Origin of the sequence: Photorhabdus aegyptia, from assembly GCF_000612035.1 — a bacterium.
GTDB classification, from domain to species: domain Bacteria; phylum Pseudomonadota; class Gammaproteobacteria; order Enterobacterales; family Enterobacteriaceae; genus Photorhabdus; species Photorhabdus akhurstii.
This window is the reverse complement of sequence record NZ_JFGV01000013.1, coordinates 71,218-95,598: the sequence shown is the minus strand read 5'-3', so window position 1 is coordinate 95,598 and position 24,381 is coordinate 71,218. Positions and strand designations below refer to the sequence as shown.

The window sequence follows — 24,381 nt, the reverse complement described above, 5'->3', positions numbered from 1 at the left end:
GCCGCTGTTGAGGTTAGTCAGTAGTTCACCTTGTGTATCGAGTGTCAAATCACCCTTGGATTTCAACAGGCCGCCGTTGTTATCGGTTTTTTTCACGGTCAATGTGAGTGCGCTGGTTTCACTGGCGAGGGTTCCGCCTTGGTTTTTCAGTTCACCGCCGGTAACGGTGGTTGTTCCTGTACCGATAATCACACCGTTTTGGTTGTTAATATCGCCAGTGGTCAGCGTCATATCGCCGGTAGACTCTATTCGTCCTCCGGTACTATTGAGTTCTCCACTGTCGAGCTGTAGGTTTTTCTTACTGGTTATGGTGCCAGCCACATTGCTCAGCGCTTGCTGATGAGTGTTAATGTGGGTTTGATCACCACGGATAGATCCGCGGTCGTTGATTAGTTTACCGGTAGCCAGTTCTAAAGCCTCTTCTGCGATGATCCCGCCGCCAGTGCTAGTCAGTTCATGCTGTTGTGTATCTAATTTCAGACTGGTTGCGGATTGTATCTGTCCACTTTGGTTGTTGACCGCTTGTGTTGTCAGATCGGCTTTTTTCCGTGAGAGGATTTTACCGCCGGTGTTGTTGAGGTTTTGGCTAGTTAGCGTGGTTTCACCTTGTGCATCTATCAGGCCAGCGGTGTTATCAATTTCACCGGCTTCCAGTGTCAGATCACTGCCGCTGCGGATACCACGTTTTTCTCCGCTCTGTGCGTTAGTCAGTTTCTGGCCTTGGGTGTTGAGCGACAGGGTTGTGCCGGATTTCAACAGGCCACCGGTATTGTCAACTGTCCCGGATGTCACGGTGAGTTGTTTATCAGCTTCTACAGATCCTTGATGGTTATCAATAGCGCTTGCCGTCAGCGTCAAGTCTCCTGAGCTACGGATACCTTGATTAGGCTGGCTGTCGCGGTTGGTTATGGTTCCTTTCTGCCCGTCAAGGATCAGGTTTTTTCCCGCATGGATTAGGCCAGCATCGTTGTTAACGCCTTGGGTCGTCAGCTTCATGTTGCCTATGCTGATTATGCCCCGGTCTTTGCCACTGTTGGTGTTGGTTAGCAGCCCACCTTGCGTATCCAATGTCAGGTCACTAGCGGATTGTAGTAACCCGCCGCTGTTGTCAGTTTTGTTTACCGTTAATGTCAGGGGGCCGGTTTTGCTGACAAGTTTTCCTCGTTGGTTGTGGAGGTCTCTACCCGTTATCGTTGTCGTCCCTGTTCCAGTGATAGTGCCATCGTGGTTGTCGATCTCGCCTGTGGTTAAGGTCAGTGTTCCCTCGCTGATAACGCCACCGGTATCACCGCTTTTGGCGGTGGTCAGTTTTTCTCCGTGCGTGTCCAGTATCATATCGCCGGTAGATTCTATTTTCCCGCCTGTACTATTGAGTTCTCCGCTATCGAGTTTTAGGTTTTTCTTACTGGATATGGCGCCGCTTTGGTTGCTCAGAGCTTGTTGATGGGTATCAATGTTGATGCCATGACCAAGGATAACGCCTGCGTCATTAGTCAGTTTACCGCTGGAAATGCGTAATGAGTCTTTGGCAATGATACCGCCAGTTTTGCCACTGTCGGTATTGGTCAGGGCTTGGTTTTGGGTATCCAGCAACAGGCTTGACTCTGATTGGATCTGTCCACGAGTGTTATTTAATGCCTGTGTGGTCAATTCCGCCATCTGTTGTGATAAGAGTTGACCATCGGTATTGTCGACGCTACCGGCGTTAAGGGTGGTTTTTCCTTTAGCGGAAATAATGCCGGCGGTGTTGTTGATATCCCCTGTACGGAGTTCCAGATTGCCTTTGCTTAATATGGTGCCTTTTTGAGTCTCTTTTTCGTCACCATTTTTAGTGTCTTTCGTGTTAGTCAGTTTCTGCCCATGAGTATTGACTATCATGTCACTGCCAGATTGTAACAAACCAGACGTGTTATCCAGCTCACCGCTGTTTAGGGTGAGTTTTTCTTGGGCAATGACTTGTCCTGCGGTGTTGGTGAATTTATGTCCGTTGGTTTGGCTGTCTATCTGCTGAGCCAGTAATGATCCTTGATGGTTATTTAACGCCTGACTTTTTGTGGTGAGCGTCGTTTTGGCTTCGATTCGTCCGTCAACGTTTTCAATGTTTTTCCCAATGATCAGTTCTGTGCTGCCACCGGTTGCAGCGATTTTGCCCCGGTTGTTATCAAGCTGTGTTGCTGTGAGTTGGATATCTTGACCGGCTTCTAGCTGTCCATCTTGGTTATTCAGAGCGTCATCAACAGTCAGTTCCAAGGCTCCTTGTTTGGCTGCTATGATTTTGCCTTTGCTGTTATCCAAGGTGGTGGCGTCGATTTTCAGGTTGCCATTACCTTTAATCTCGCCATCTTGGTTATTCAGCGTCTTGGCAGTGAGGGACAGTTTACCTTTACCGGCGAGTTGAATTGTCCCTCCTTCCGTGTTGTCCGCTTTCTCGTGGACGATTAGGTTCAGATCATTTCCGTTATTGGCGATTTTTCCATGACGGTTGTCCAGATTTCTTGTGGTGATAGCCAGTCGTTTCCCTTCATTGAGAATGGTTCCGCTGTGGTTATTCAGTGTTTGGGTGTTCAGTACCAGCTCGCCGTTGCCGGTTTGATTAATTTTCCCCTGCTTGTTGGATAAGTCTGGAGTAGTTAAGTTGATTTCTCGTGCTACCAGTGTGCCGCCGTCATTGTTAAATAGGCTTGGTGTTTTGGCTGTAAAGCGGTCAGCGGTGACTGTAGCGTTGGCGGTGCTAATCTCTTGCTGACTGGCAGTGAGTTGAATGTTGTTGGCAGAAGTTTGGCTGCCGCTGAGATCAATCTTTTTACTCTGTACTTCCAGAGTATTGGTTGCCAGATTTTTTCCATTGGCCTGAATTTGCTGTTTGGCGGTCAGTGTCAGCGATCCGGGCAGCGTGGCTTTCCCTTTATCATCAATTCCGGCGGCCAGAATACTGCCTTTGGCGCTCTGTATCGACTCCGCTTTGATTGTGGTGTTACTTCGTGCAGCGATTGTGCCACTGTTCTCAATCTGTCCATCAACCGTGATACGGACGTCACCGGCGGTTGCTCCGATGTGGCCGGCGTTACGTACTCCTACGCCAAACTCGGTACCCACCAGCACGATTTTATTGGCGTACATGCCACCGAGTGCGGCTACGTCCAGCGTAAATGATGGATTCTTGCTGCCGTCAGCAGTTTTTTTCTCAATATTCTGGTGAGCTGCATCAACAATATTACGTCCGGTTGTGATTTTTAGATCTTTCGCGTGCAGTTTGCCGTTGATTACCACCGAGCGGGCAATAATTTCGGTGTAATTTTGTTGTGAGCTGTCCAGTCCCAGGTCTTCAATGCGGACTTCTCCCCGCTCAATATCAAAGCCTTTCAGCCGGCCTTGTTCCATCATGGCCTGTCCCGTGGTGAGTGTTGCGCGATGGGCGTTAATGAATCCACATCCGTTGCAGGTGATACCGGCCGGGTTGGCAATAATAACGTCGGCTTTTTGTCCGGCGACTTCTATCCAGCCATTGAGTTTGCTGGTGTTAATGCTGTTCACTTCATTGAGAATAATTTTGGCTTCTGCTTTGGCGAGCCACGGATTTCCTGCCACCATGCCGCCCAGCTGAGTTTGGACAGCATCGTGACTGTTGTTAAGAATGACGCCTCGTTTATCAATATCAAATTGGGTGTAGGTATTATGCGAGATACCCGCGGCGTTAGGGGTTTGAATATCGATTTGTGGCGTACCGTTCGCACTGTTCAGGATAGTCGGTTGTTGATTACCCGGCGCTTGTCCGTCGGCCACAATATTTGCTTGCGCTGTTAGGGAGATGCAGCCAGTGGCTAACAATAAACTGAGTCTTAACGCCGTTAACCGGCAAAGGCATTGTGATGATTGCCGACGACTACGGCGGCGTACCGTACTACCTTGCCCGGAGGTGGCAATATCAGACACGACCATCAGCATGTTCCGGGCTTTGTTAAAGATAATACGATACAGATGCTTGTTCATTGTTTTTCTCCACTAACACTTTTTATCTGTGATAACTTTGGCTGCGTTGTTATTTTGAATTAGTACTGCCAGTACAAACTGAATCCGGTGGTGACTGATGAGGTTTGAAAGCCATCCGGTTTGGATAGCGGGATACCGGCAAACAGGTCATAGCTCACGCCTTTAAGACTGCCGCGATAGCCTAGAACGCCGCCCGCCAGATGTTTTCCCAGACGTTGCTCATTTCCCGGCCCGCCGATTTCGCCATAATCCATGCCCAAATACAGGGATTGACCATTCAGTGGGGTTTGCCATTCCAATTCATTACGGCTATACCAACCATGATCCCCGTTTAACGTGCGTTCGCCGTCAAATCCGCGAACGGTCCAGCGGTTGCCGATTGAAAATTGATCCTGTGGCGTCAACGTTCTGGCGCTTATTTGGCGCAGGTACTGGGTTTTGTAGATGAATGGTTGAGAAAATAGGGTAAACGGCGCAGAAAGTGCCGCGGAAAACTGGGTTGTTTTAAGTAGGGCGGTCGCTGTACCTCGGATCTCTTCTTGTGCGGGCTGTGCCCCAAACCAGCGTGTTCCCTGTTGGTAAGTCACTCCGGTATCCAGGGTCGCTTTACCGATGTAGTGACGATGGGATAATCCCAATTTCCAGCCAGCCGTTTCCCGGCGCTGTACATCGATTTCCAGATCATTAATAAAACTCTTGGATGTGCGACGATAAATTTCACCATTAACCGAAGTTTTCTGACTGGCGTTACGATGCAGGACTCGGCTCAGTTGGACATTCAGGTTTTTGCTTTTACCGCTGTATTTGTCGTCTCCATTTGGCCTGGCAACCTTTTGGTTGTAATCGTAATTACTGGCGGTGATGCCGGCCATCCAGTATCCCACCGGTAGGGAGTAGTGGATGGTGTAGTTTTTGCTGCTACGGCCAGAAGGGGAGTGAATATCGCGCCTACCGGAGATATAAAATAGATCACTCAACGCGAGGGGATTATCCAGATATAAAGTTAATCCGCCTTGGTAACGCCCAGTGCTTTTAGAACCCGAATCGTCCAGATAGCTAGCGAGTCGCCAATGTCTTGACTGACGCCAGTTCAGTACGATATCGCTTTCTCCTAACTGTTCATTCGGTACAATTTCCATGTCGGCTTGAACAGTAGGAAAGCGTTGTAAATTTTCTAATCCCTGCTCAATATCCCGTAAGTCAAGCAGTTCTCCTTCGCGGGGAGGGAATGTGGTTATCCGTTGGATATAATTGCCACTTTCAGCGGTATAGCGAATATGCCCAATTTTGCCCGGTATGATCATGAGCTTTAATGTCTTGGAATTAAGATCCTGACTGGGAGCTAATACTCTGCTCGTGACATAGCCATGATTAATTAACCGGTTTTGTATCCGAGTCATTAATATATTAATCCCCTGGGTGCCCAGGCAGTGATTTTCTCCCTGTTGAGCTAAACGTTTTAAAGGTAACCAGTGAGGAAAATGTTCGGTGCCTTCAAGAACGACACGCGTAATAGGAAAACAGGGCGTATCGACAGGAAATTCAGAAGGTACTGCTGTTTCAGGAACAGACAGACGAATATCCTCTGGCGGCGGTGCTAATTGAGCCTCTAGGGCTTTCTGCCGTTCCTGTTGATGAATAAGTTGTTGATCTGAAATTTCGGCGGCTTTAACACCGGTAGTAATAAAAAGAAAGCTAGTGAAAATAATGACTTTTTTTTGCATTATCCTTTTGCATCCCGCACGCATCATATAATTTTTGGGGCGCTATTAGTCATGAATTTGACTTAATAATCAATATGTGGATTTACGAATGAATATGATTAAAAAATACGGCTTATTTTAAATTTCCAATAAAAACAATTAGATATGTTTTTGTTAGAAAATGAGCAATAATGAAAAATACTTTGCTAATTAATAGGTTATGTAACTAACATTAGGTATTTCTAATTTAATCCTATATATTGATAAATATGTGACACATATCACTAAGAATATTATAATGTAATTATAGTTAAAGTAACTTTGGAAATTATAATCTTGAGTATTAAATGCATGTAAGGATATTGTCTTCTCTGGTTAGATTGATTGTTTCTTAATTCATTGTTGGGTGTTTGTTTTTCAGTGAATATGCGAATGGATTAAATTATTGGTGATTGTCATAATTAATCACCAAGGTGAAATAATGATTTAACGAAAAGTTTTTACTCTGATTTCTCCTCTTTTTCACTTGATTTGCTGTTGGCTGTCAGTAAATAAGGCGATTGCTGCCAGCGGCTTGGGGCTAATTGCAATAGGTTATGTGCCAGAATAAAACCAATTGCTAAAGCGAGTAAAATCATGATCCGAAGTAAGTTAGTCGTGTTATCCACCTGCTTGGACTCTGTTGCCAGTTTGTGGGTATCCAGTGTCAGGCGTAGAAAACCTTTTGGCTCCTCTTTTCCCGGAATGGGTGTGACTATCTGGTAGTTAAAATAGCTGCCGGCTTTTTTACCATCCAAAGATAGACGATCCCGCACCGAGACGTCCTCTCCGCTATGGGCAACCTGTGTTCCATTGTTAAGATAGACACTGGCATCAAGTATGCGGCTGTTTGTCGTTAGATGATGTAAATTAGCCTGTATTCGCTCATTATTAAGATCTTTGCTGCCACTCTCCATATAATCAGATAAGCTGAATGCGACTTGTTTTGCCAAGGTTTTTGCCAATTCCTCAAATTGATCCATCTGGGCTTGTTGGTGAGAACGGCTAAAATAAGAAACGCCCTGCATTAGAAATACTAATAAAGCAATGCAAATCAATATAATAGCTGTTTTATGCAGTCGGAATTTTAATTTAGCTTTGATCATCGTTATCTCTTCCAAGCTTTGGCCAACGCAATGTTGCCAGATGCAATACAGAGAGGATAGTTTGAAGCGCAATTTTTTGCTGTTAAATCATGTGGGATTACAGGAGTAGGGATTAATGTCTAATAACCTGGCTTATCACTATTTGCCGGAAGAGGTCCATAAGTGGCCGGGATTACCACTTTCGTTAAGTGGCGAAGAAGTTATGCCATTGGATTACCGAGCTGGTGACAGTGGCTGGTTGATATATGGTCGTGGCCTGGATAAACAACGTATCAGTAATTTTCAGTATCGGCTCGGCGCCGCTATTGTTATCGTCTCTTCATGGCGCATTGATGATTATCAGGTTGTACGTATTGCCGGGAATTTGACTACGCGTATTAAGCGGCTAGCCGATGAATGTCGGTTGGATGTGGTTCCGTTGGGGCAGATCCCAAGGTTGCGGTCACCGGGTTTGCTGGTGATGGATATGGATTCAACGGCAATTCAAATTGAATGTATTGATGAAATAGCCCGTTTGGCCGGCGTAGGTGATAAAGTCGCTGAAATTACCGAGCGAGCGATGCAAGGAGAGTTGGATTTTTCTGATAGTCTGCGGGAACGAGTTGCTCAGTTGGCAGGGGCTGATGCTGATATTCTGCGGCAGGTTGTCGAAAATTTACCATTTATGCCGGGGCTGACCAGTTTGGTGCGTAAGTTACAATCCCTTGATTGGCATGTGGCAATCGCATCGGGTGGTTTTACCTATTTTGCCGACCATTTGCGTCAGAATTTACGTTTGGTGGCAGCGGTAGCCAATAAACTAGAAGTAAAAAATGGCAAGTTGACAGGTAAGGTTATCGGGCCAATTGTTGATGCTAAATATAAGGCTGCCACATTGGTGAAATTGGCGAAAAAACTGGATATCCCATTGGAACAGACTGTCGCGATTGGGGATGGCGCTAATGATTTGAAGATGATCCGCAAAGCAGGGTTAGGTATCGCTTACCATGCTAAACCGAAAGTTTATGCACAGTCGAAAGTGACCATCCGTCATGCTGATCTTATGGGAGTATTGTGTGTGTTAAGTTGCGGTCTCAAACACGAAGAGCGTTAATAGGGTCTTTTAGGAGTGCAAAGTGGCTAAAGCAGCAAAGCGGGCATTTGTCTGTAATGAGTGTGGAGCGGATTATCCCCGCTGGCAGGGGCAATGTAGTGCGTGTCATGCCTGGAATACCATTACTGAGGTGCGCTTAGCCGCAGCACCTTCCTCCCGTAATGAGCGGTTCAGTGGTTATGCGGGAGATGCTGGTGTCAACAGGGTTCAGAAATTATCAGAGATTAGTCTGGAAGAACTTCCTCGTTTTTCTACCGGATTCAAAGAGTTCGATCGGGTGCTTGGCGGCGGTGTTGTTCCCGGTAGCGCGATTCTGATTGGCGGTAATCCGGGAGCCGGGAAAAGTACCTTGTTGTTGCAGACGATGTGCCAGTTGTCTGCGCAGATGAAAACTTTATATGTCACCGGGGAGGAGTCGTTACAGCAGGTTGCAATGCGTGCGCGCCGGTTGGGGTTGCCGGCTGATAATCTGAATATGTTGTCAGAAACCAGCATTGAACAAATTTGTCTGATTGCGGAGCAGGAGCAGCCAAAGTTGATGGTGATTGACTCCATTCAGGTGATGCATATGGCGGATATTCAATCTTCGCCGGGGAGTGTCGCTCAGGTGAGAGAGACCGCCGCTTATCTGACTCGGTTTGCTAAGACTCGCGGTGTTGCCATTGTTATGGTTGGTCATGTGACCAAAGATGGCTCGTTGGCGGGGCCGAAAGTATTGGAACACTGTATTGATTGCTCTGTGATGCTTGATGGTGAAGCGGATTCCCGCTTTCGCACTTTACGTAGTCATAAAAACCGTTTTGGGGCGGTTAATGAGCTTGGCGTATTCGCCATGACAGAACAAGGGTTGCGTGAAGTGAGTAACCCATCAGCGATTTTCCTGAGTCGTGGTGATGAAGTTACCGCTGGCAGTTCTGTCATGGTGGTGTGGGAAGGGACTCGTCCTCTGTTGGTAGAGATTCAAGCGCTGGTGGATCATTCTATGATGACTAATCCGCGGCGAGTGGCTGTGGGGTTGGAGCAAAACCGGCTGGCTATTCTGTTGGCGGTTCTTCATCGTCACGGAGGTTTGAAAATGTCCGATCAGGATGTGTTTGTGAATGTGGTGGGGGGCGTTAAGGTCGCGGAAACCAGCGCGGATCTCGCTTTATTGCTCTCTTTAGTCTCCAGTTTTCGGGATAGGCCGTTACCCCGTGATTTAGTTGTATTTGGCGAAGTCGGGTTGGCAGGAGAAATCCGCCCTGTTCCCAGTGGGCAGGAACGCATATCCGAAGCCGCTAAACATGGTTTTAAACGGGCGATAGTGCCTTATGCCAATATGCCAAAAAAAGCGCTGCCAGAGATGCAAGTTTTTGGTGTGAAAAAGTTGGCGGATGCGTTATCTGTTATGGATGATTTTGATTAAATAGGGAGGAGATATGGGCCAATTTGACTACCTTAAAGAAGCGATTAAACAGACTGGTTATACGTTGCAACAGGTTGCCGATGCAAGTGGTATGACCAAAGGCTATCTCAGTCAATTAATTAATGACAAAATTAAAAGTCCCAGCGCTCAAAAACTGGCTGCTCTCCATCACTATCTGAGGTTGCAATATCCTGTACAAAATAAAACTGTTGGAGTGGTATTCGGCAAGTTCTATCCATTGCATACCGGGCATATCTATCTAATTCAACGGGCCTGTAGTCAGGTGGATGAGCTGCATATTATTCTTTGCCATGATGAGCCTAGGGATCGGGAGCTGTTTATAAGCAGTTCTATGTCTCAGCAACCCACGGTGAGTGATCGTCTGCGCTGGTTGCTGCAAACGTTTAAATATCAGAAAAATATTCATATTCATTCTTTTGATGAACAGGGAATTGAACCCTATCCACATGGTTGGGGTGTGTGGAGTGAAGGCATGAAAGCCTTTATGGCAAAAAAAGGCATTAATCCAACTTATATATATTCCAGTGAAACTCAGGATGCTTGCCGATATAAAGAGCATTTAGGAATTGAGACAATTCTTATCGATCCACAACGCTCATTTATGAAAATCAGTGGTCGGCATATTCGCCAGGACCCATTCCGCCATTGGGAATATATTCCTACGGAAGTGAAACCTTTTTTTGTTCGTACCGTAGCGATTCTTGGTGGAGAATCCAGTGGTAAGTCTACGTTAGTTAACAAATTGGCAAATATTTTTAATACGACAAGCGCTTGGGAATATGGTCGTGATTATGTTTTTTCTCATCTGGGGGGCGATGAGATGGCGCTGCAATATTCGGACTATGACAAGATTGCATTAGGACAAGCCCAGTATATTGATTTTGCCGTAAAATATGCGAATAAGGTTGCATTTATAGATACCGATTTTGTCACTACCCAAGCATTCTGTAAGCGATATGAAGGACGTGAACATCCGTTTGTTCAGGCATTAATTGATGAATATCGATTTGATTTGGTCATTCTACTGGAAAACAACACCCCTTGGGTTGCTGATGGTTTGCGTAGTCTTGGCAGCGAACAGGATCGTAAAGAGTTCCAGCAACTGTTGGAGGATATGCTGAAAAGTAATAATATTGAATATGTCAATGTGGATTCACCTGATTATGATCAGCGTTTCCTACGTTGTATTGAACTTATTCAGCAACTTTTAGCGGCTAATCCTAAATGACACGCTAGTTGAATCGTTTGTAATTAGATTTATATATAATATTTTATATGATAAATTAATAAATATATATCCAATCACAATATGCATTGTGGATGGATATTTTTATTTCCTGTAAGTAATAAAATATATAACAGCTATTAATATTTTTGATACTTCTATTGATTATTTATTTCTTGAATAAAAACAAAATTAATAATTAAATACTTCCCGGTTGATTTATAAATAAAAGTTTTTGAATTTTTGATTGGTTGGAGAATAAGAGAGGGTTGATCTTTTTATTAATAATTTAATGTTAGATGTGTAGCTGTTATTATGATGATTAAATATTAATTTTAACATGTTGTTATGATATTAAGGTGTTTTTATCTATAAAAAATTATTTGTCTGATGTTATTTTTTTATTTGTACTAACAAGATAGTCGCCTATTGTTAATGAATGGTTGGTAGGAATGGGTTGCTCTTGTTTAGTAAAATTTTGATTTTAGCATGCAGATAGTCATTTGAAATAGTCACTGGTAGAAATATTGATATACTTTCAATTGAGATATTTCTTATATGATTTTCCCTCGTTTGTGTAATCTTATAATGATGAATATCTGTATTTTTACGGATTGCTCTGGCTGTAAGAGTTACTGATAATGCCAGATTTCTTACACTATTAATTATGCTGAGATAATGAATTTGAATCAAATCGCTACGATTGAAGCCATTGATATTTCATATGGTTTTTCGAAAAGTAAAGCTAACCAGAAAATGATTTCAGACATCACTCTTTCTATTTTTCCAGGTGAATTTACTTTGATTAATGGGGATCTCTGTTCAGGAAAAAGTACTTTGCTGGCAATGATTTCTGGGTTATTGCCTCTCGACGGAGGAAAAATATTAATTGCTGATAATGAATTGGGGAGGATGAATAACTTCGAGTTAGATAGATTTCATTTGATAAATTGTGGTTTTATCTTTCAAAGAATTAATTTATCTAATGAACTTACGGTTCTGGATAATTTGCTATTATCTCTTTCTTGTGGAATCACGACTTCTCATCAAGAAGCAACAATCAGGGCAACCAAGGCACTGAATATTGTTGGTTTGAAACATAAGAAAGATATATATCCCAAGGAATTACGTGATAATGAAAAACAACGGGTGGCAATAGCCAGCGCCATTGTGAAAAGTCCTCGGTATTTGTTTGCTGATGAGCCAACCCGTTATCTTGATAATGATGACTGCCAAATAGCGATTGATATCTTAAATTTTATTGCTCATAACCAAAGAGGCACGGTTGTTGTGGCTTCACAGGATAATAGGCTTATCAAACATGCAGATCGTATTATTACGTTGAAAGAAGGAAAGATTATCCATGACACGTATCTTACACATAGCATAATGAATAAGACTATGAGTTTATATCTAAATAATTGAGCGGAAAACGGCCTGTCTCCAGGCCATTTTCAATATGATTATTTGCTGATTCTCTTATATTTAATGCGATGCGGTTCCAGTGCTTCTGCTCCGAGAGTCCGCTTTTTATAGTCTTCGTATTCACTAAAGTTACCTTCAAAGAAAGTGACTTTACCTTCATCTTGGTAATCAATGATGTGGGTTGCGATACGATCAAGGAACCAACGATCATGGGAAATAACCATCGCACAACCTGGGAATTCCAGCAAGGCGTTTTCCAGTGCGCGCAAGGTTTCAATGTCCAGATCGTTGGTTGGTTCGTCGAGCAACAGCATGTTACCGCCAACTTGCAGTAGTTTAGCCAGATGCAGCCGTCCTCTTTCACCACCAGACAGTTCACCGACACGTTTGCCTTGATCAACACCTTTGAAGTTAAAACGGCCAACATAGGCGCGACTTGGCAGCTCAAAGTTACCGATACGCATAATATCCTGACCGCCGGAAATCTCTTCCCAAACGGTTTTCTTATCATCCATGTTGTCACGGAACTGATCGACAGAAGCGAGTTTGACGGTTTCACCTAACGTGATAGCGCCGGAATCGGGCTGTTCTTGGTTGGAGATCATACGGAACAGGGTAGATTTACCGGCGCCGTTAGGCCCGATAATCCCAACAATCGCCCCTTTTGGCAGAGAGAAGCTCAGATTGTCAATCAGAACCCGGTCGCCATAGGATTTGGTTAGATTTTCCACTTCCAGAACTTTGTCGCCCAAGCGTGGCCCAGGTGGAATAAACAGTTCGCTGGTTTCGTTACGTTTCTGGTATTCAACGCTATTTAATTCTTCAAAACGGGCCAGACGTGCTTTACCTTTTGCCTGACGGCCTTTCGGATTTTGGCGAACCCATTCCAGCTCTTTCTCAATGGATTTACGACGTGCGGCTTCTGTTGCGGCTTCTTGAGCCAGACGAGCATCTTTCTGTTCCAGCCATGAAGAGTAGTTACCTTCCCACGGAATACCTTCACCACGGTCAAGTTCCAGAATCCAACCGGCAACGTTATCAAGGAAGTAGCGGTCGTGGGTAATGGCGACAACAGTACCTTCGTAATCGTGCAGGAAGCGCTCCAGCCAGGCGACAGATTCGGCGTCAAGGTGGTTCGTGGGCTCGTCCAGTAGCAGCATATCGGGTTTTTCCAGCAGTAAGCGGCAGATTGCCACACGGCGGCGCTCCCCCCCGGATAGATGCTCGATTTTTGCATCCCACGGCGGCAGACGCAGGGCATCAGCGGCGCGTTCAAGCTGGTTATCAAGGTTATGCCCATCGTGGGACTGAATAATCGCTTCCAGTTCACCTTGCTCTTTAGCCAGTTTGTCAAAATCAGCGTCAGGATCAGCATAGGCTGCGTAGACTTCATCCAAACGAGTCAGCGCGTGTTTTACCTCGCTGACTGCTTCTTCCACGGCTTCGCGGACAGTGTGCTCAAGGTTTAATTTAGGCTCTTGTGGTAGATAGCCAATTTTAATTCCTGGTTGTGGGCGAGCTTCTCCTTCGATATCTTTATCGATGCCAGCCATAATGCGCAGTAAGGTCGATTTACCGGCGCCATTTAGGCCAAGGACGCCAATTTTTGCTCCCGGAAAGAAACTCAAGGAGATATTTTTCAGAATATGACGTTTCGGGGGAACAATTTTACCGACCCGATGCATGGTGTAGACGTATTGAGCCACGTTGCTATAAGCCTCGCTATCTCTGATGGTGATAATGCCTGTTTTGCGAAGCAAGTCGCATGGACAGGGCGCGTTGATACCTGATTATATCCGTTTAGATTATTGATGTTCATCTGAACACGATTTGTCACAGTTTACCCGATTTAAGTTAATAAACTCTAGAACCCAATTGCTCGAATAAAATGATCCTGGCTTGAGTTTGTTAAGGCAAATCAATTTATTGGATAAAAAACTTACCTTCCATGAATATATAGTTAAGTGTTTCATCATAGAGTAAATTAATGTGGTAATCGGTGGTAATTATATTATTATGCTGTTTATACATTCGTAATATTAACCTATTTGATTTGATCTCCGGAAGGAGCGTGATAATGGCTAAGTGGCAATACCTTGCGGTAGCTGTAGGGTTGGTTTTTATCTCTATAGCAGCAAGTGCTGATTCTCTGGAAAATCAGCGGCAGAGATATCAGCAAATTAAACAAGCGTGGAATGTCGGCGATAAGGCCGAAATCGCGAGGCTGATGCCAACGTTGAAAGACTATCCGCTTTATCCTTATTTGCAATACCGGGAGCTGACTCAGGATCTGTCACTTGCTACATCAACCCAGATCCGTGATTTGATGGATCGTCATCCTAATCTGCCTCCCGCACGTTCTTTATCATCCCGTTTTATTAATGAGCTTGCACGCCGCGAAGATTGGCGCGAGGTATTGGCGTTCACTCCTACTGCACCGAAATCTATTACCGCCCGTTGTCATTACTATTTTGCTAAATGGGCTACGGGTGAAGAACAGGTTGCCTGGCAGGGAGCGAAAGAGGTTTGGTTGAATGGTCGTTCTTTGCCAGCCAGTTGCGATAAATTATTTGATGTTTGGCAGCAAACCGGCCATTTATCAACGAAACTGATATTACAGCGTATTAGCCTGGCGTTAAAAGCGGGGAATACGTCACTGGTCAGTTACCTCGCTAAACAATTGCCACTGGGATACAAAAGTATCAGGGAGGGCTTGATTAAATTGCAGGATGATCCTGCGACTGTAGCGGATTTTGCTAATCATACCGGGCCGACTGATTTTACTCGTGTCGCCACTTTAGCGGCTTTCTCGCGTTTCGCACGTCAAGATCCGGAACAGGCAAGAGCGATCATCCCATCAATTGTCAGAGTGCAAAAGATGAATGCAAGTGAACGTCAGCGATTAAAAGAGATTGTTGCCTGGCAGTTAATGGGCGATGTGAGCGATGAACAAGAAAAGTGGCGTGATGATGCGATTCGCGAGAGCCAATCTGTTGCATTGCTTGAGCGTCGTGTTCGTTTGGCGTTGGGTCATGCAGATGAGCGTGGTGTGGCTCAATGGATAAAATTGCTACCGTTAGAGAAGCAGAGCAAAGAAGAATGGCGTTATTGGCAAGCTAACATTCTATTAGCGCAGGGTAATAAAAGCGAAGGTGAGGCGATATTGCGTAAGCTGACAGAAGGCCGTGGTTTTTATCCAATGGTTGCTGCGCAGAAACTGAATGTCAGCTATCCGTTGGTGATAAATCGCGCAAAAAAGCCAGATGCTGCTATTGCTTTAATACCCGAAGTACAGAGAGTGAGAGAACTACTATATTGGCAAATGGATAATCTTGCTCGCATAGAGTGGAGCTACCTGGTCGCCAGCCAAGATAAATTAAAACAACAGCAACTGGCGCGTTATGCTTTCGATCAAAAATGGGCGGCTCTGAGTGTACAGGCGACAATAACTGGAAAAATGTGGGACTACCTTGAAGAACGTTTTCCATTGGCATGGCTGCGGGAATTTAGTCATTTCACTGCGAATAAAGGCATTTCTCAAAGTTATGCGATGGCGATAGCCCGTCAGGAAAGTGCCTGGAATCCGCAGGCCAGTTCGCCAGTCGGGGCCATTGGGTTAATGCAAGTGATGCCAAAAACGGCGGAGGATACGGTTAAGAAAAATGGAATCCAAGGATATATAAACAGTAGCCAACTTATAAACCCACTGACAAATATCGAAATCGGTACTGCTTATCTTGAGTCAGTTTATCAGCGCTTTGGAAATAATCGGATACTTGCCAGCGCTGCTTATAATGCCGGACCAACTCGGGTAGAGCGCTGGTTATCTAACAGTGATGGGCGACTCGATGCGATAGCTTTTATTGACAGCATTCCATTTTCTGAAACCCGCAATTATGTCAAAAATGTTTTGGTTTATGATGTTTTCTATAGTCATTTCATGGGCAAATCATCAAATGTGCTGACTAACGCGGAGTGGCAAAGGCGTTATTGATTTATGGCAAACTATGTTATGCTGCTGTACTAGTTAAATAGTATGATGACTGATTGATTATGACGACGAATCATCTGACAGACCCGGCACTTTCGCCGCAAGATCATGAAGATTGGCAATGTTTCGTGACATTACTCCAACAGGCTTTTGCTGAAAATCTACAGCATCCGATTTTACAGTTATTATTGACGCCAGATGAACGGACAGCGCTGGCTACCAGGGTACGAATCATCAAAGAGTTGATGAGTGGAAAAATGAGTCAACGTGAGCTGAAAAATGAACTTGGAGTGGGTATTGCGACGATTACGCGCGGCTCTAATAGCCTGAAATTTGCCTCAAACGATGTGAAGGCTTGGTTGGAACAGCAACTACTAAAATAGCAGGCCGCCGACTGCGGCCTATGGTGAACGCCTGTTTAACGGGCGTTCAGTTCTTTATAAATTTCATGATGTACCGGCACCAAAGCGAGTATCAGAGCTTGGTGGTACACACTGGTACGAGTCAGGATGCCATCAGTAAAAAAGCCAATCGCCCCATCTTTCTGCTTGATGTTATTGATGCCTGTAAGGTAAGCCATTTCATGGCCTAATTCCCGACCTTCTCGAATGCCATCAAGAATTTTTTCTGGCAGCATTAAACTGGCTGAACGAGATTCTCCGCGAATTTGCTGATATTCCACCACCATCCAGGCAAAGGTCATATCGTCTTCAATACCCGCTTCCACACCGACCCAAAAGTCTGCTTCAGGACGAACTTGTCTGGCAGCCATGACACGCTGACGGGCGCCAGTACGGGTTTCTGTGTTACCAATAGGTTGTTGTGGGACGCTACTGTCTACATTGATATCTTCGATCCGATAAGTACCTGGCCCAAAAACATCATCAAAGGCGAGACTAATGGCTTTAATTTTTGCAGGGTTGGTGGTTGCGGCAATAACGTGATACATAATAGATGAGTTATCCTTTGAACGAGTATTTACGCAGTATAACGGAAAATGAAAATGTTACAGGTATATCTTGTTCGGCATGGGGAGTCCGAATGGAATGCGGCACATCGTATTCAGGGACAATCTGACAGCCCTTTGACCGAAACAGGCGAACATCAAGCCAGATTAGTGGCGCAAAGAGTAAAATCTGAAAGTATTACCCATGTTATTACCAGCGATCTTGGACGGACACGTCGAACGGCGGAAATCATTGCTGAGGTTTGTGGTTGTGAAATTATTCTGGAGCCACGTTTGCGCGAGTTGCACATGGGGGTGCTGGAGCGCAGAAATATTGATTCCTTGACCTCGGAAGAGGAGAACTGGCGTAAGCAAGTCCTTGATGGCACGCCAGGGGGACGTATCCCTGAAGGCGAATCGATGGATGAACTCGCTGTGCGTATGAGAGCTGCGCTGGAAAGCTGCCGTAAGCTGCCGGTTGGTAGCCGGCCGTTGTTAGTCAGTCATGGCATCGCTTTGGGATGTTTGGTTAGCACCATACTGGGATTGCCCGCCCATGCTGAACGTCGTCTTCGCCTGCGAAATTGCTCTCTGTCCAGAGTGGATTATCAACAAAGTCCGTGGCTGGCGTCAGGCTGGATTGTAGAAACGGCAGGCGATATCACACATCTGGATACGCCCGCGCTGGATGAATTACAACGTTAATGCTGGATAGGAATGAGATACTGAAATTCGATGATATGGTTCGCCGCTTCCTTATCCCTATCATTGGTATTGGTAAGGTAATATCGTTCGATATCGTATCCTTTCCTACGCGTCAGGTTTAGCATTGGCAGGCAAATACCGTAGACGGTAAACAGGAAATCCTGTAAGCCATCTTTGGTGCCGTAGTAACTAAATGAGACGTATTCTCCAGCCGGTAATGTAACAGGTTGGCTGCCTGCCACATCAAACTGGGCATATTGGGGTTCTACCGCCGTTGTGTACAACACGGTTTGTTCATCTTCTTTTTCTGGATTGGGAGTCGCATGATGAAGGCCATAAAGTACAGGAGGTAACACTTCTGCATTTTGCAGATAATATGTCCAGAAATTGTGTCGCATTTCAGTACAAAAACTGGACCATTGTTCCAGCGTATAAGAACAGGTCTGTTCTATACCAACCAGTGGCTGTTCCTCCAGTGTGAGATAGGTTGCTTCGGGAATATACCTTTTATCCAGTAATATGGGCGGGCAAATGCCCGTGGCGCACCACTCCTCACTGAGACGATAAAGTGCAGGTGTTTTATTAAATTGTTTTTTAAATGCGCGAGTGAAAGTTTGTTGGGAGTCAAACTGGTACTGTAAAGCAATATCCAGAATAGGGCGGCTGGTTAAACGTAAAGCAACGGCTGCCCGTGATAACCTTCTGGCACGGATATAGGAGCCAATAGCCTGGCCGGTAATGTCTTTAAACATACGTTGCAGGTGCCATTTAGAATAACCTGCTTTAGCTGCAACATTATTGAGTGATAACGGTTGATCTAGATGATTGTCTAGCCAACGTAATAAATCACGAATGATGCCGGTTTGATCCATACATCTCCTTAGTCGTTAAGACCAGAAAGAACAATATAAGAACCTATACTACTAGGCTATTTTGTTTGCCATTTGAACAGGCCCACAGAGTAAGTAAAACGAATCATTCCTATGTATTGCATATCTGTTTTGGTATCTGTGTGCTGTTGGTGTTCATAATTTATTGACAAGCGTGGCATTCAACAATAACTCTACTGGATATAAGCACTAAGTGTAAAACAAGTCTTATATTTACAATAGGATACTTATTCGTATTATTATTTCACTCATTACTTTGTGAAATTATTCTAATAAGTAATTATTGTTATTAGAGGGTATTACCGACTATTTGGTATATTGGTGGTGAAATTTTACGCTGAATTAATTAAGGCACGAGACTATATATGTTAAAAATCATAAAGATACTAGTAACGACAACATTGTTGTTCATACCTGTGGCGACTCAGGCAGAAGAGATTGGTTCGGTAGACACTGTTTTCAAATTTATCGGGCCTGATCACAAAATTGTCGTGGAAGCGTTTGATGATCCTGATGTTAAAAATGTGACTTGCTACCTGAGCAGGGCAAAGACAGGCGGAATAAAAGGGGGTTTAGGGCTTGCGGAAGATACTTCTGATGCGGCGATTTCTTGTCAGCAGGTTGGGGAGATTGAACTAGCAGACAAGATTAAAAAGAGCGGCAAAAAAGGTCAGGTGGTTTTCCAGAAACGAACTTCACTGGTGTTTAAAAAGCTTCAAGTTGTCCGCTTCTATGATGCAAACCGTAATGCATTAGTCTATCTGACATATTCCGATAAGATGATCGACGGTTCACCGAAGAATGCGATAAGTGCTGTACCGATTATGCCGTGGAAGACGGTAGAAAATTGAGGGGCAGGATGGGGTCCCACAGGGATGTCCCATCCTGTCATTTTTAGAGGCTTACTGACACTGACAGTTCAAGTTATGCTTCCAAATCACCACAGAAACGATAGCCTTCACCGTGAATGGTGGCGATAATTTCCATCGTATCTGGCGTTGATTCGAAATGTTTACGGATGCGACGAATCGTTACATCAACGGTACGGTCATGAGGTTTCAATTCACGACCTGTCATTTTTCTCAGTAAATCTGCGCGTGTTTGGATTTTGCCTGGATTTTCACAGAAATGAAGCATGGCGCGGAACTCGCTACGTGGCAATTTATACTGCTCTCCCGCCGGGCTGATCAGAGAACGGCTATTGATATCTAATTCCCAACCATTGAATTTATAACTCTCAACCTGGCGACGTTCCTCGCTGACATTACTTAGATTCATGGTACGAGAAAGCAGGTTGCGGGCGCGAATAGTTAATTCACGCGGATTAAATGGTTTGGTGATGTAATCATCAGCACCAATTTCCAAGCCAAGGATTTTGTCTACTTCATTATCACGGCCGGTCAGGAACATCAGGGCGACATTTGCTTGCTCACGCAGTTCGCGGGCAAGTAACAAGCCATTTTTGCCTGGAAGGTTAATGTCCATAATCACCAAGTTAATGTCATTGTTTGACAGAATGTGGTGCATCTCTGAACCATCAGTGGCTTCATAAACTATGTACCCTTCAGCTTCGAAAATGCTTTTTAGGGTATTGCGAGTGACAATTTCGTCTTCAACAATCAAAATGTGCGGGGTTTGCATGGTTGCTACCTAGAATCGCTTAAAAATAAATCAGAATGATTCAAACTACTCTTATCTCAGGATATTTACTGGTTATTATTTGTCATCACTGAAATTATAGCTTAAATCAGTAATAACATTTATTGATATGTTTTACACTGAAAGTAAAAGTTGCTTTTCCTTTGGTGGGTATATACCCAAAAAACTGGTTAAACAGTGTTATGTTAGTCCATTAACAGCAATATAACAGCTTGCAATGCATTTACCATCTAAAAAAACTACCTTTTATTGACGTACATCAAAATTGATTGTAGCACGTTAATATTATTTATATTGGTTATTTTATACCTTGTATTCTGTCATGCAAATGACAAATTTCTGTTAACGCACAGAGTGGTTTTGTACGGAAAATAATCTCTTTTGAGTTTGGCAGTGAACAAAAATAGCTGATTTTTACGAAAAGATAAAATATATTGTTAATTTTGTTAAAAATGGATTTAACAACTAAAAAATTGGCTTCAACAAGAAATATTTGTTTGTCTTGATGACCATGAGATGAATTATTCCAGTACTAAAAATATCGAAAAAATAAGATTGTTTAGAGAAAATGTTTGACTTTGTGCACAGATTCATTTAACCAATATAGGGTCGAACCCATTAAATGACAGACAGGAACTTATGCAAACTATCAGCCTGAAAACCACAATTATTATCACCACCGGAACCACAGGTTACGGGGCGGGCTGACGCATATATAAAACAGAGAAAAAAGCCCGCATCCAAATCAGATGCGGGCTTTTTTTTGGCGCGGAATCAGGAGAAAAATGTTAATGCGAGTGCTTAAATTTGGCGGAACTTCGGTCGCTAATTACCAACGTGTGCTGAGCGTTGCCGATATTGCAGAAAAAAAACTTTCTCAGGGAGGAGTTGCATTGGTGCTTTCCGCACCGGCAAAAATTACCAATCATTTAGTGGCGATGATTGAAAAAACAGTCTCCGGACAAGAGATCATTACCCATATGCATGATGCTGAGCAGATCTTTGCTGATTTATTACAGGGATTGGCACAGGCGCAACCCGGTTTTGCTTATGAACGGTTAAAAATGATGGTTGAGCAAGAACTTGCGCAATTGAAACAGGTTCTGCATGGTATTTCGTTACTGGGTCAATGCCCGGACAGTATTAACGCTTCCCTGATTTGTCGTGGTGAAAAACTCTCTATTGCCATCATGGAGTCTGTATTGCAGGCGCGTGGTCATAAAGTCACGGTGATTGATCCGGTGAAAAATCTGCTGGCACAAGGTCATTACCTTGAATCTACGGTAGATATCAACGAATCTACCAAGCGCATCTCTTCTCTGAATATTCCTGATGACCATATTATCCTGATGGCTGGATTTACGGCCGGGAATGAGAAAGGGGAGCTGGTTGTCCTAGGGCGTAACGGTTCTGACTATTCCGCCGCGGTTTTGGCGGCTTGTTTGCGGGCTAAATGTTGTGAAATCTGGACTGATGTGGATGGTGTTTATACCTGTGATCCCAGAATTGTGCCGGATGCGCGGCTACTAAAAGGCATGTCCTATCAAGAGGCGATGGAACTCTCTTATTTTGGCGCCAAAGTGTTGCATCCACGGACTATTGCCCCGATTGCTCAATTTCAGATCCCCTGTTTGATTAAGAATACTGCTAATCCAGATGCGCCGGGAACACTTATCGGTGACGGGCAGAAAGATGAAAGTACGCCGGTAAAAGGGATTACTAACCTGAGCAGTATGGCGATGATTAACGTATCAGGCCCTGGCATGAAAGGGATGGTGGGTATGGCGGCAAGGGTATTTGCTGTCATGTCTCGCAAAGGGATCTCTGTTGTGCTGATTACTCAATCATCTTCAGAATACAGTATCAGCTTCTGTGTGCCTCAACGTGAATTGGAACGTGCGCGTCAGGCGCTGAGTGAAGAATTCTATCTTGAACTGAAAGAGGGCGTACTTGATCCTTTGGATGTGATGGAAAATCTTTCCATTATCTCGGTTGTTGGCGATGGTATGCGTACCTTGCGTGGCATCTCTGCCCGTTTCTTCTCGGCATTGGCGCGCGGTAATATCAATATCGTTGCTATCGCACAGGGGTCATCTGAACGTTCTATCTCTGCGGTTATCGATAATGAAGTGGCAACGACAGCCGTTCGTTTGTGCCATCAGATGTTATTTAATACCGATCAGGTGATCGAAGTTTTTGTTGTCGGCGTTGGTGGTGTAGGCAGTGTTTTAATTGAGCAGATCCGTCGTCAACAAACCTGGTTGAAACAAAAGCACATCGATTTAAGGGTATGTGGTATTGCTAATTCACGGGCGATGCTGACGGACATGAGAGGCATTTGCCTTGATAATTGGCAGCAATGTTTATCAGAGGCCACAGAACCTTTTAGTTTGAGTCGTCTGATCCGTTTGGAGAAAGAGTACCATTTGCTGAACCCGGTGATAGTGGATTGTACCTCTAATCAACAAATTGCCGATCAATACGCCAGTTTTCTGAGTGATGGCTTCAATGTGGTCACGCCGAATAAAAAAGCCAATACATCGTCGATGGCTTATTATCACCAGATTCGTAAGGCAGCAGAGAAATCTAAACGCAAATTCCTGTATGACACTAACGTCGGGGCCGGCCTGCCAGTTATTGAAAATTTACAAAACCTGCTTAATGCGGGTGATGAACTGGTTCAGTTCAATGGCATTCTTTCCGGCTCTCTCTCTTTTATTTTCGGTATGCTGGATGAAGGAATGTCACTATCTCAGGCGACGTTGTTGGCGAAAGAGAAGGGTTATACCGAACCTGATCCGCGTGATGATCTGTCCGGTATGGATGTTGCTCGTAAGTTGTTGATCCTCGCTCGTGAATCAGGTTATGAACTTGAACTGGATGATATTGATGTGGAGCCTGTACTGCCAGCTTCCTTTGATAACGGTGGCAGCGTGGATACTTTCCTTGAGCGTTTACCCTCTCTTGATCAGGTTTTCAGCCAGCGTGTGGCAGAAGCCAAAGGGCAGGGAAAAGTGCTGCGCTATGTTGGCATAATTGAAGATGGCCGTTGTAAGGTGAAAATTGCCGCAGTAGATGGCAATGATCCGCTTTATAAAGTCAAAAATGGCGAAAATGCGTTGGCATTCTACACGCGTTACTATCAGCCAATACCGCTGGTACTGCGGGGATACGGGGCGGGTAATGATGTTACTGCCGCAGGTGTGTTCGCAGATATGCTGCGTACTTTGTCCTGGAAACAGGGAGTTTAATTGTGATTAAAGTTTATGCGCCTGCATCTATTGGCAATGTCAGTGTTGGGTTTGATGTGTTGGGAGCGGCGGTCTCTCCGGTTGATGGTAATTTATTAGGTGATTGCGTTACTGTCCGGGCAGCGGAGAGCTTTAGTTTGCGTAATGAAGGGCTGTTTGTGGAGAAGTTACCTGAACAACTGGAGCACAACATCGTTTATCAATGCTGGCAATTATTCTGTCAGCATTTGGGTAAACAATTACCTGTGGCGATGACGCTGGAAAAAAATATGCCAATTGGCTCTGGTCTTGGCTCTAGCGCTTGTTCTGTTGTTGCTGGCTTGATGGCGCTGAATGAATTTGCAGGTCTTCCGTTTAGTGAAAGCCAATTACTGGCAATGATGGGGGAACTGGAAGGGCGTATTTCCGGCAGTATTCACTATGATAATGTCGCTCCATGTTATCTCGGCGGTTTACAACTGATTATGGAACAGGAGGATATCATCTGTCAGCCAGTACCTTCGTTTGATGAGTGGTTATGGGTGATGGCTTATCCGGGCATTAAAGTTTCTACCGCAGAAGCCAGAGCGATTTTACCTGTGGAATATTCGAAGCAGGATGTTATCGATCATGGCCGTTTTCTTGCTGGCTTTATTCATGCTTGTCATACACGGCAACCCGATCTGGCAGCCAAATTGATGAAAGATGTGGTGGCTGAACCATATCGTACTCAACTACTGCCGGGTTTTGCTAAGGCTCGTGAAACCGCGAAACGGATAGGAGCATTGGCGTGTGGTATTTCTGGTTCTGGGCCGACCTTGTTCTCCATTTGTAATGATATGGCGACCGCAGAAGAAATGGCTAAATGGCTGCAACAGCATTATGTTCAGAATGATGAAGGTTTTGTACACATTTGCCGTCTGGATCTCGCAGGCGCACGACAGATAGGGTAA

The 24,381-nt window shown here is 44.5% G+C and carries 18 protein-coding genes and 1 other annotated feature; of the genes, 11 read left to right on the top strand and 7 right to left on the bottom strand.

Annotation, left to right across the window (positions count from 1 at the left end):
- The 3 genes from BA1DRAFT_RS06070 to BA1DRAFT_RS06060 all read right to left on the bottom strand — a co-directional run.
- Positions 1-3,990 (bottom strand): two-partner secretion domain-containing protein (locus tag BA1DRAFT_RS06070; protein WP_152544281.1); only part of this gene is annotated, 3,990 nt, incomplete at its 3' end.
- A 59-nt stretch (positions 3,991-4,049) separates the two neighbouring features.
- The gene (locus tag BA1DRAFT_RS06065; RefSeq protein ID WP_200868763.1) at positions 4,050-5,714 is read right to left on the bottom strand and encodes a ShlB/FhaC/HecB family hemolysin secretion/activation protein; all 1,665 of its coding nucleotides are present in this window, start codon (positions 5,712-5,714) and stop codon (positions 4,050-4,052) included.
- Between the two features lie 479 nt (positions 5,715-6,193).
- Complete coding sequence (locus BA1DRAFT_RS06060) at positions 6,194-6,838, bottom strand: YtjB family periplasmic protein (protein WP_036777074.1); 645 nt, start codon at positions 6,836-6,838, stop codon at positions 6,194-6,196.
- A 115-nt stretch (positions 6,839-6,953) separates the two neighbouring features.
- Here BA1DRAFT_RS06060 and serB point away from each other — a divergent pair, with 115 nt between their 5' ends.
- From serB to BA1DRAFT_RS06040, 4 genes are all read left to right on the top strand, one after another.
- Positions 6,954-7,931, top strand: coding sequence for a phosphoserine phosphatase (gene serB / locus BA1DRAFT_RS06055; RefSeq protein ID WP_036777071.1), 978 nt, complete (start codon positions 6,954-6,956; stop codon positions 7,929-7,931).
- 22 nt (positions 7,932-7,953) lie between these two features.
- Positions 7,954-9,336 (top strand): DNA repair protein RadA, encoded by a 1,383-nt coding sequence (gene radA, locus BA1DRAFT_RS06050; RefSeq protein WP_036777069.1) that lies wholly within the window; start codon positions 7,954-7,956, stop codon positions 9,334-9,336.
- Between the two features lie 13 nt (positions 9,337-9,349).
- Positions 9,350-10,585 (top strand): multifunctional transcriptional regulator/nicotinamide-nucleotide adenylyltransferase/ribosylnicotinamide kinase NadR, encoded by a 1,236-nt coding sequence (nadR, locus tag BA1DRAFT_RS06045; RefSeq protein WP_036777067.1) that lies wholly within the window; start codon positions 9,350-9,352, stop codon positions 10,583-10,585.
- A gap of 675 nt (positions 10,586-11,260) precedes the next feature.
- Positions 11,261-12,007, top strand: a complete 747-nt coding sequence (locus BA1DRAFT_RS06040) for an ABC transporter ATP-binding protein (protein ID WP_036777064.1) — start codon at positions 11,261-11,263, stop codon at positions 12,005-12,007.
- Between the two features lie 38 nt (positions 12,008-12,045).
- Here BA1DRAFT_RS06040 and ettA read toward each other — a convergent pair whose 3' ends face one another.
- On the bottom strand, positions 12,046-13,713 hold the full coding sequence (ettA, locus tag BA1DRAFT_RS06035; protein ID WP_036777091.1) for an energy-dependent translational throttle protein EttA: 1,668 nt from the start codon (positions 13,711-13,713) through the stop codon (positions 12,046-12,048).
- Between the two features lie 371 nt (positions 13,714-14,084).
- Between ettA and sltY the strand changes: the two genes are divergently transcribed.
- Both sltY and trpR read left to right on the top strand, forming a co-directional pair.
- On the top strand, positions 14,085-16,001 hold the full coding sequence (gene sltY, locus BA1DRAFT_RS06030; RefSeq protein WP_036777062.1) for a murein transglycosylase: 1,917 nt from the start codon (positions 14,085-14,087) through the stop codon (positions 15,999-16,001).
- Between the two features lie 59 nt (positions 16,002-16,060).
- Positions 16,061-16,381: a trp operon repressor gene (trpR, locus tag BA1DRAFT_RS06025; protein WP_011144939.1), complete on the top strand. Its 321-nt coding sequence runs from the start codon at positions 16,061-16,063 to the stop codon at positions 16,379-16,381.
- A 35-nt stretch (positions 16,382-16,416) separates the two neighbouring features.
- Here the strand turns inward: trpR and yjjX are convergent, their stop codons facing one another.
- On the bottom strand, positions 16,417-16,947 hold the full coding sequence (yjjX, locus tag BA1DRAFT_RS06020; RefSeq protein WP_036777059.1) for an inosine/xanthosine triphosphatase: 531 nt from the start codon (positions 16,945-16,947) through the stop codon (positions 16,417-16,419).
- A gap of 54 nt (positions 16,948-17,001) precedes the next feature.
- Here yjjX and gpmB point away from each other — a divergent pair, with 54 nt between their 5' ends.
- The gene (gpmB, locus tag BA1DRAFT_RS06015) at positions 17,002-17,649 is read left to right on the top strand and encodes a 2,3-diphosphoglycerate-dependent phosphoglycerate mutase GpmB (protein ID WP_036777057.1); all 648 of its coding nucleotides are present in this window, start codon (positions 17,002-17,004) and stop codon (positions 17,647-17,649) included.
- On the opposite strand, the gene robA is transcribed toward gpmB, so the two are convergent.
- On the bottom strand, positions 17,646-18,521 hold the full coding sequence (gene robA / locus BA1DRAFT_RS06010; protein ID WP_036777055.1) for an MDR efflux pump AcrAB transcriptional activator RobA: 876 nt from the start codon (positions 18,519-18,521) through the stop codon (positions 17,646-17,648). The genes gpmB and robA overlap by 4 nt on opposite strands.
- Positions 18,522-18,904: 383 nt before the next feature.
- On the opposite strand from robA, the gene creA reads away from it, so the two are divergent.
- On the top strand, positions 18,905-19,390 hold the full coding sequence (creA, locus tag BA1DRAFT_RS06005; protein ID WP_036777052.1) for a protein CreA: 486 nt from the start codon (positions 18,905-18,907) through the stop codon (positions 19,388-19,390).
- 73 nt (positions 19,391-19,463) lie between these two features.
- On the opposite strand, the gene arcA is transcribed toward creA, so the two are convergent.
- Positions 19,464-20,180 carry a two-component system response regulator ArcA gene (gene arcA / locus BA1DRAFT_RS06000; RefSeq protein ID WP_036777051.1) on the bottom strand — a complete coding sequence of 239 codons (717 nt, stop codon included), beginning with the start codon at positions 20,178-20,180 and terminating at the stop codon, positions 19,464-19,466.
- Between the two features lie 657 nt (positions 20,181-20,837).
- Here arcA and thrL point away from each other — a divergent pair.
- The 3 genes from thrL (at position 20,838) to thrB (ending at position 24,381) form a co-directional block, all read left to right on the top strand.
- Positions 20,838-20,906, top strand: a complete 69-nt coding sequence (thrL, locus tag BA1DRAFT_RS24600; RefSeq protein WP_146110721.1) for a thr operon leader peptide — start codon at positions 20,838-20,840, stop codon at positions 20,904-20,906.
- Positions 20,845-20,964, top strand: a sequence feature (Thr leader region). Its footprint overlaps the gene before it by 62 nt.
- Positions 20,965-20,989: 25 nt before the next feature.
- Positions 20,990-23,449 carry a bifunctional aspartate kinase/homoserine dehydrogenase I gene (thrA, locus tag BA1DRAFT_RS05995; protein ID WP_036777090.1) on the top strand — a complete coding sequence of 820 codons (2,460 nt, stop codon included), beginning with the start codon at positions 20,990-20,992 and terminating at the stop codon, positions 23,447-23,449.
- On the top strand, positions 23,431-24,381 hold the full coding sequence (thrB, locus tag BA1DRAFT_RS05990; protein WP_072164769.1) for a homoserine kinase: 951 nt from the start codon (positions 23,431-23,433) through the stop codon (positions 24,379-24,381). Before thrA ends, thrB begins: the two co-directional genes overlap by 19 nt.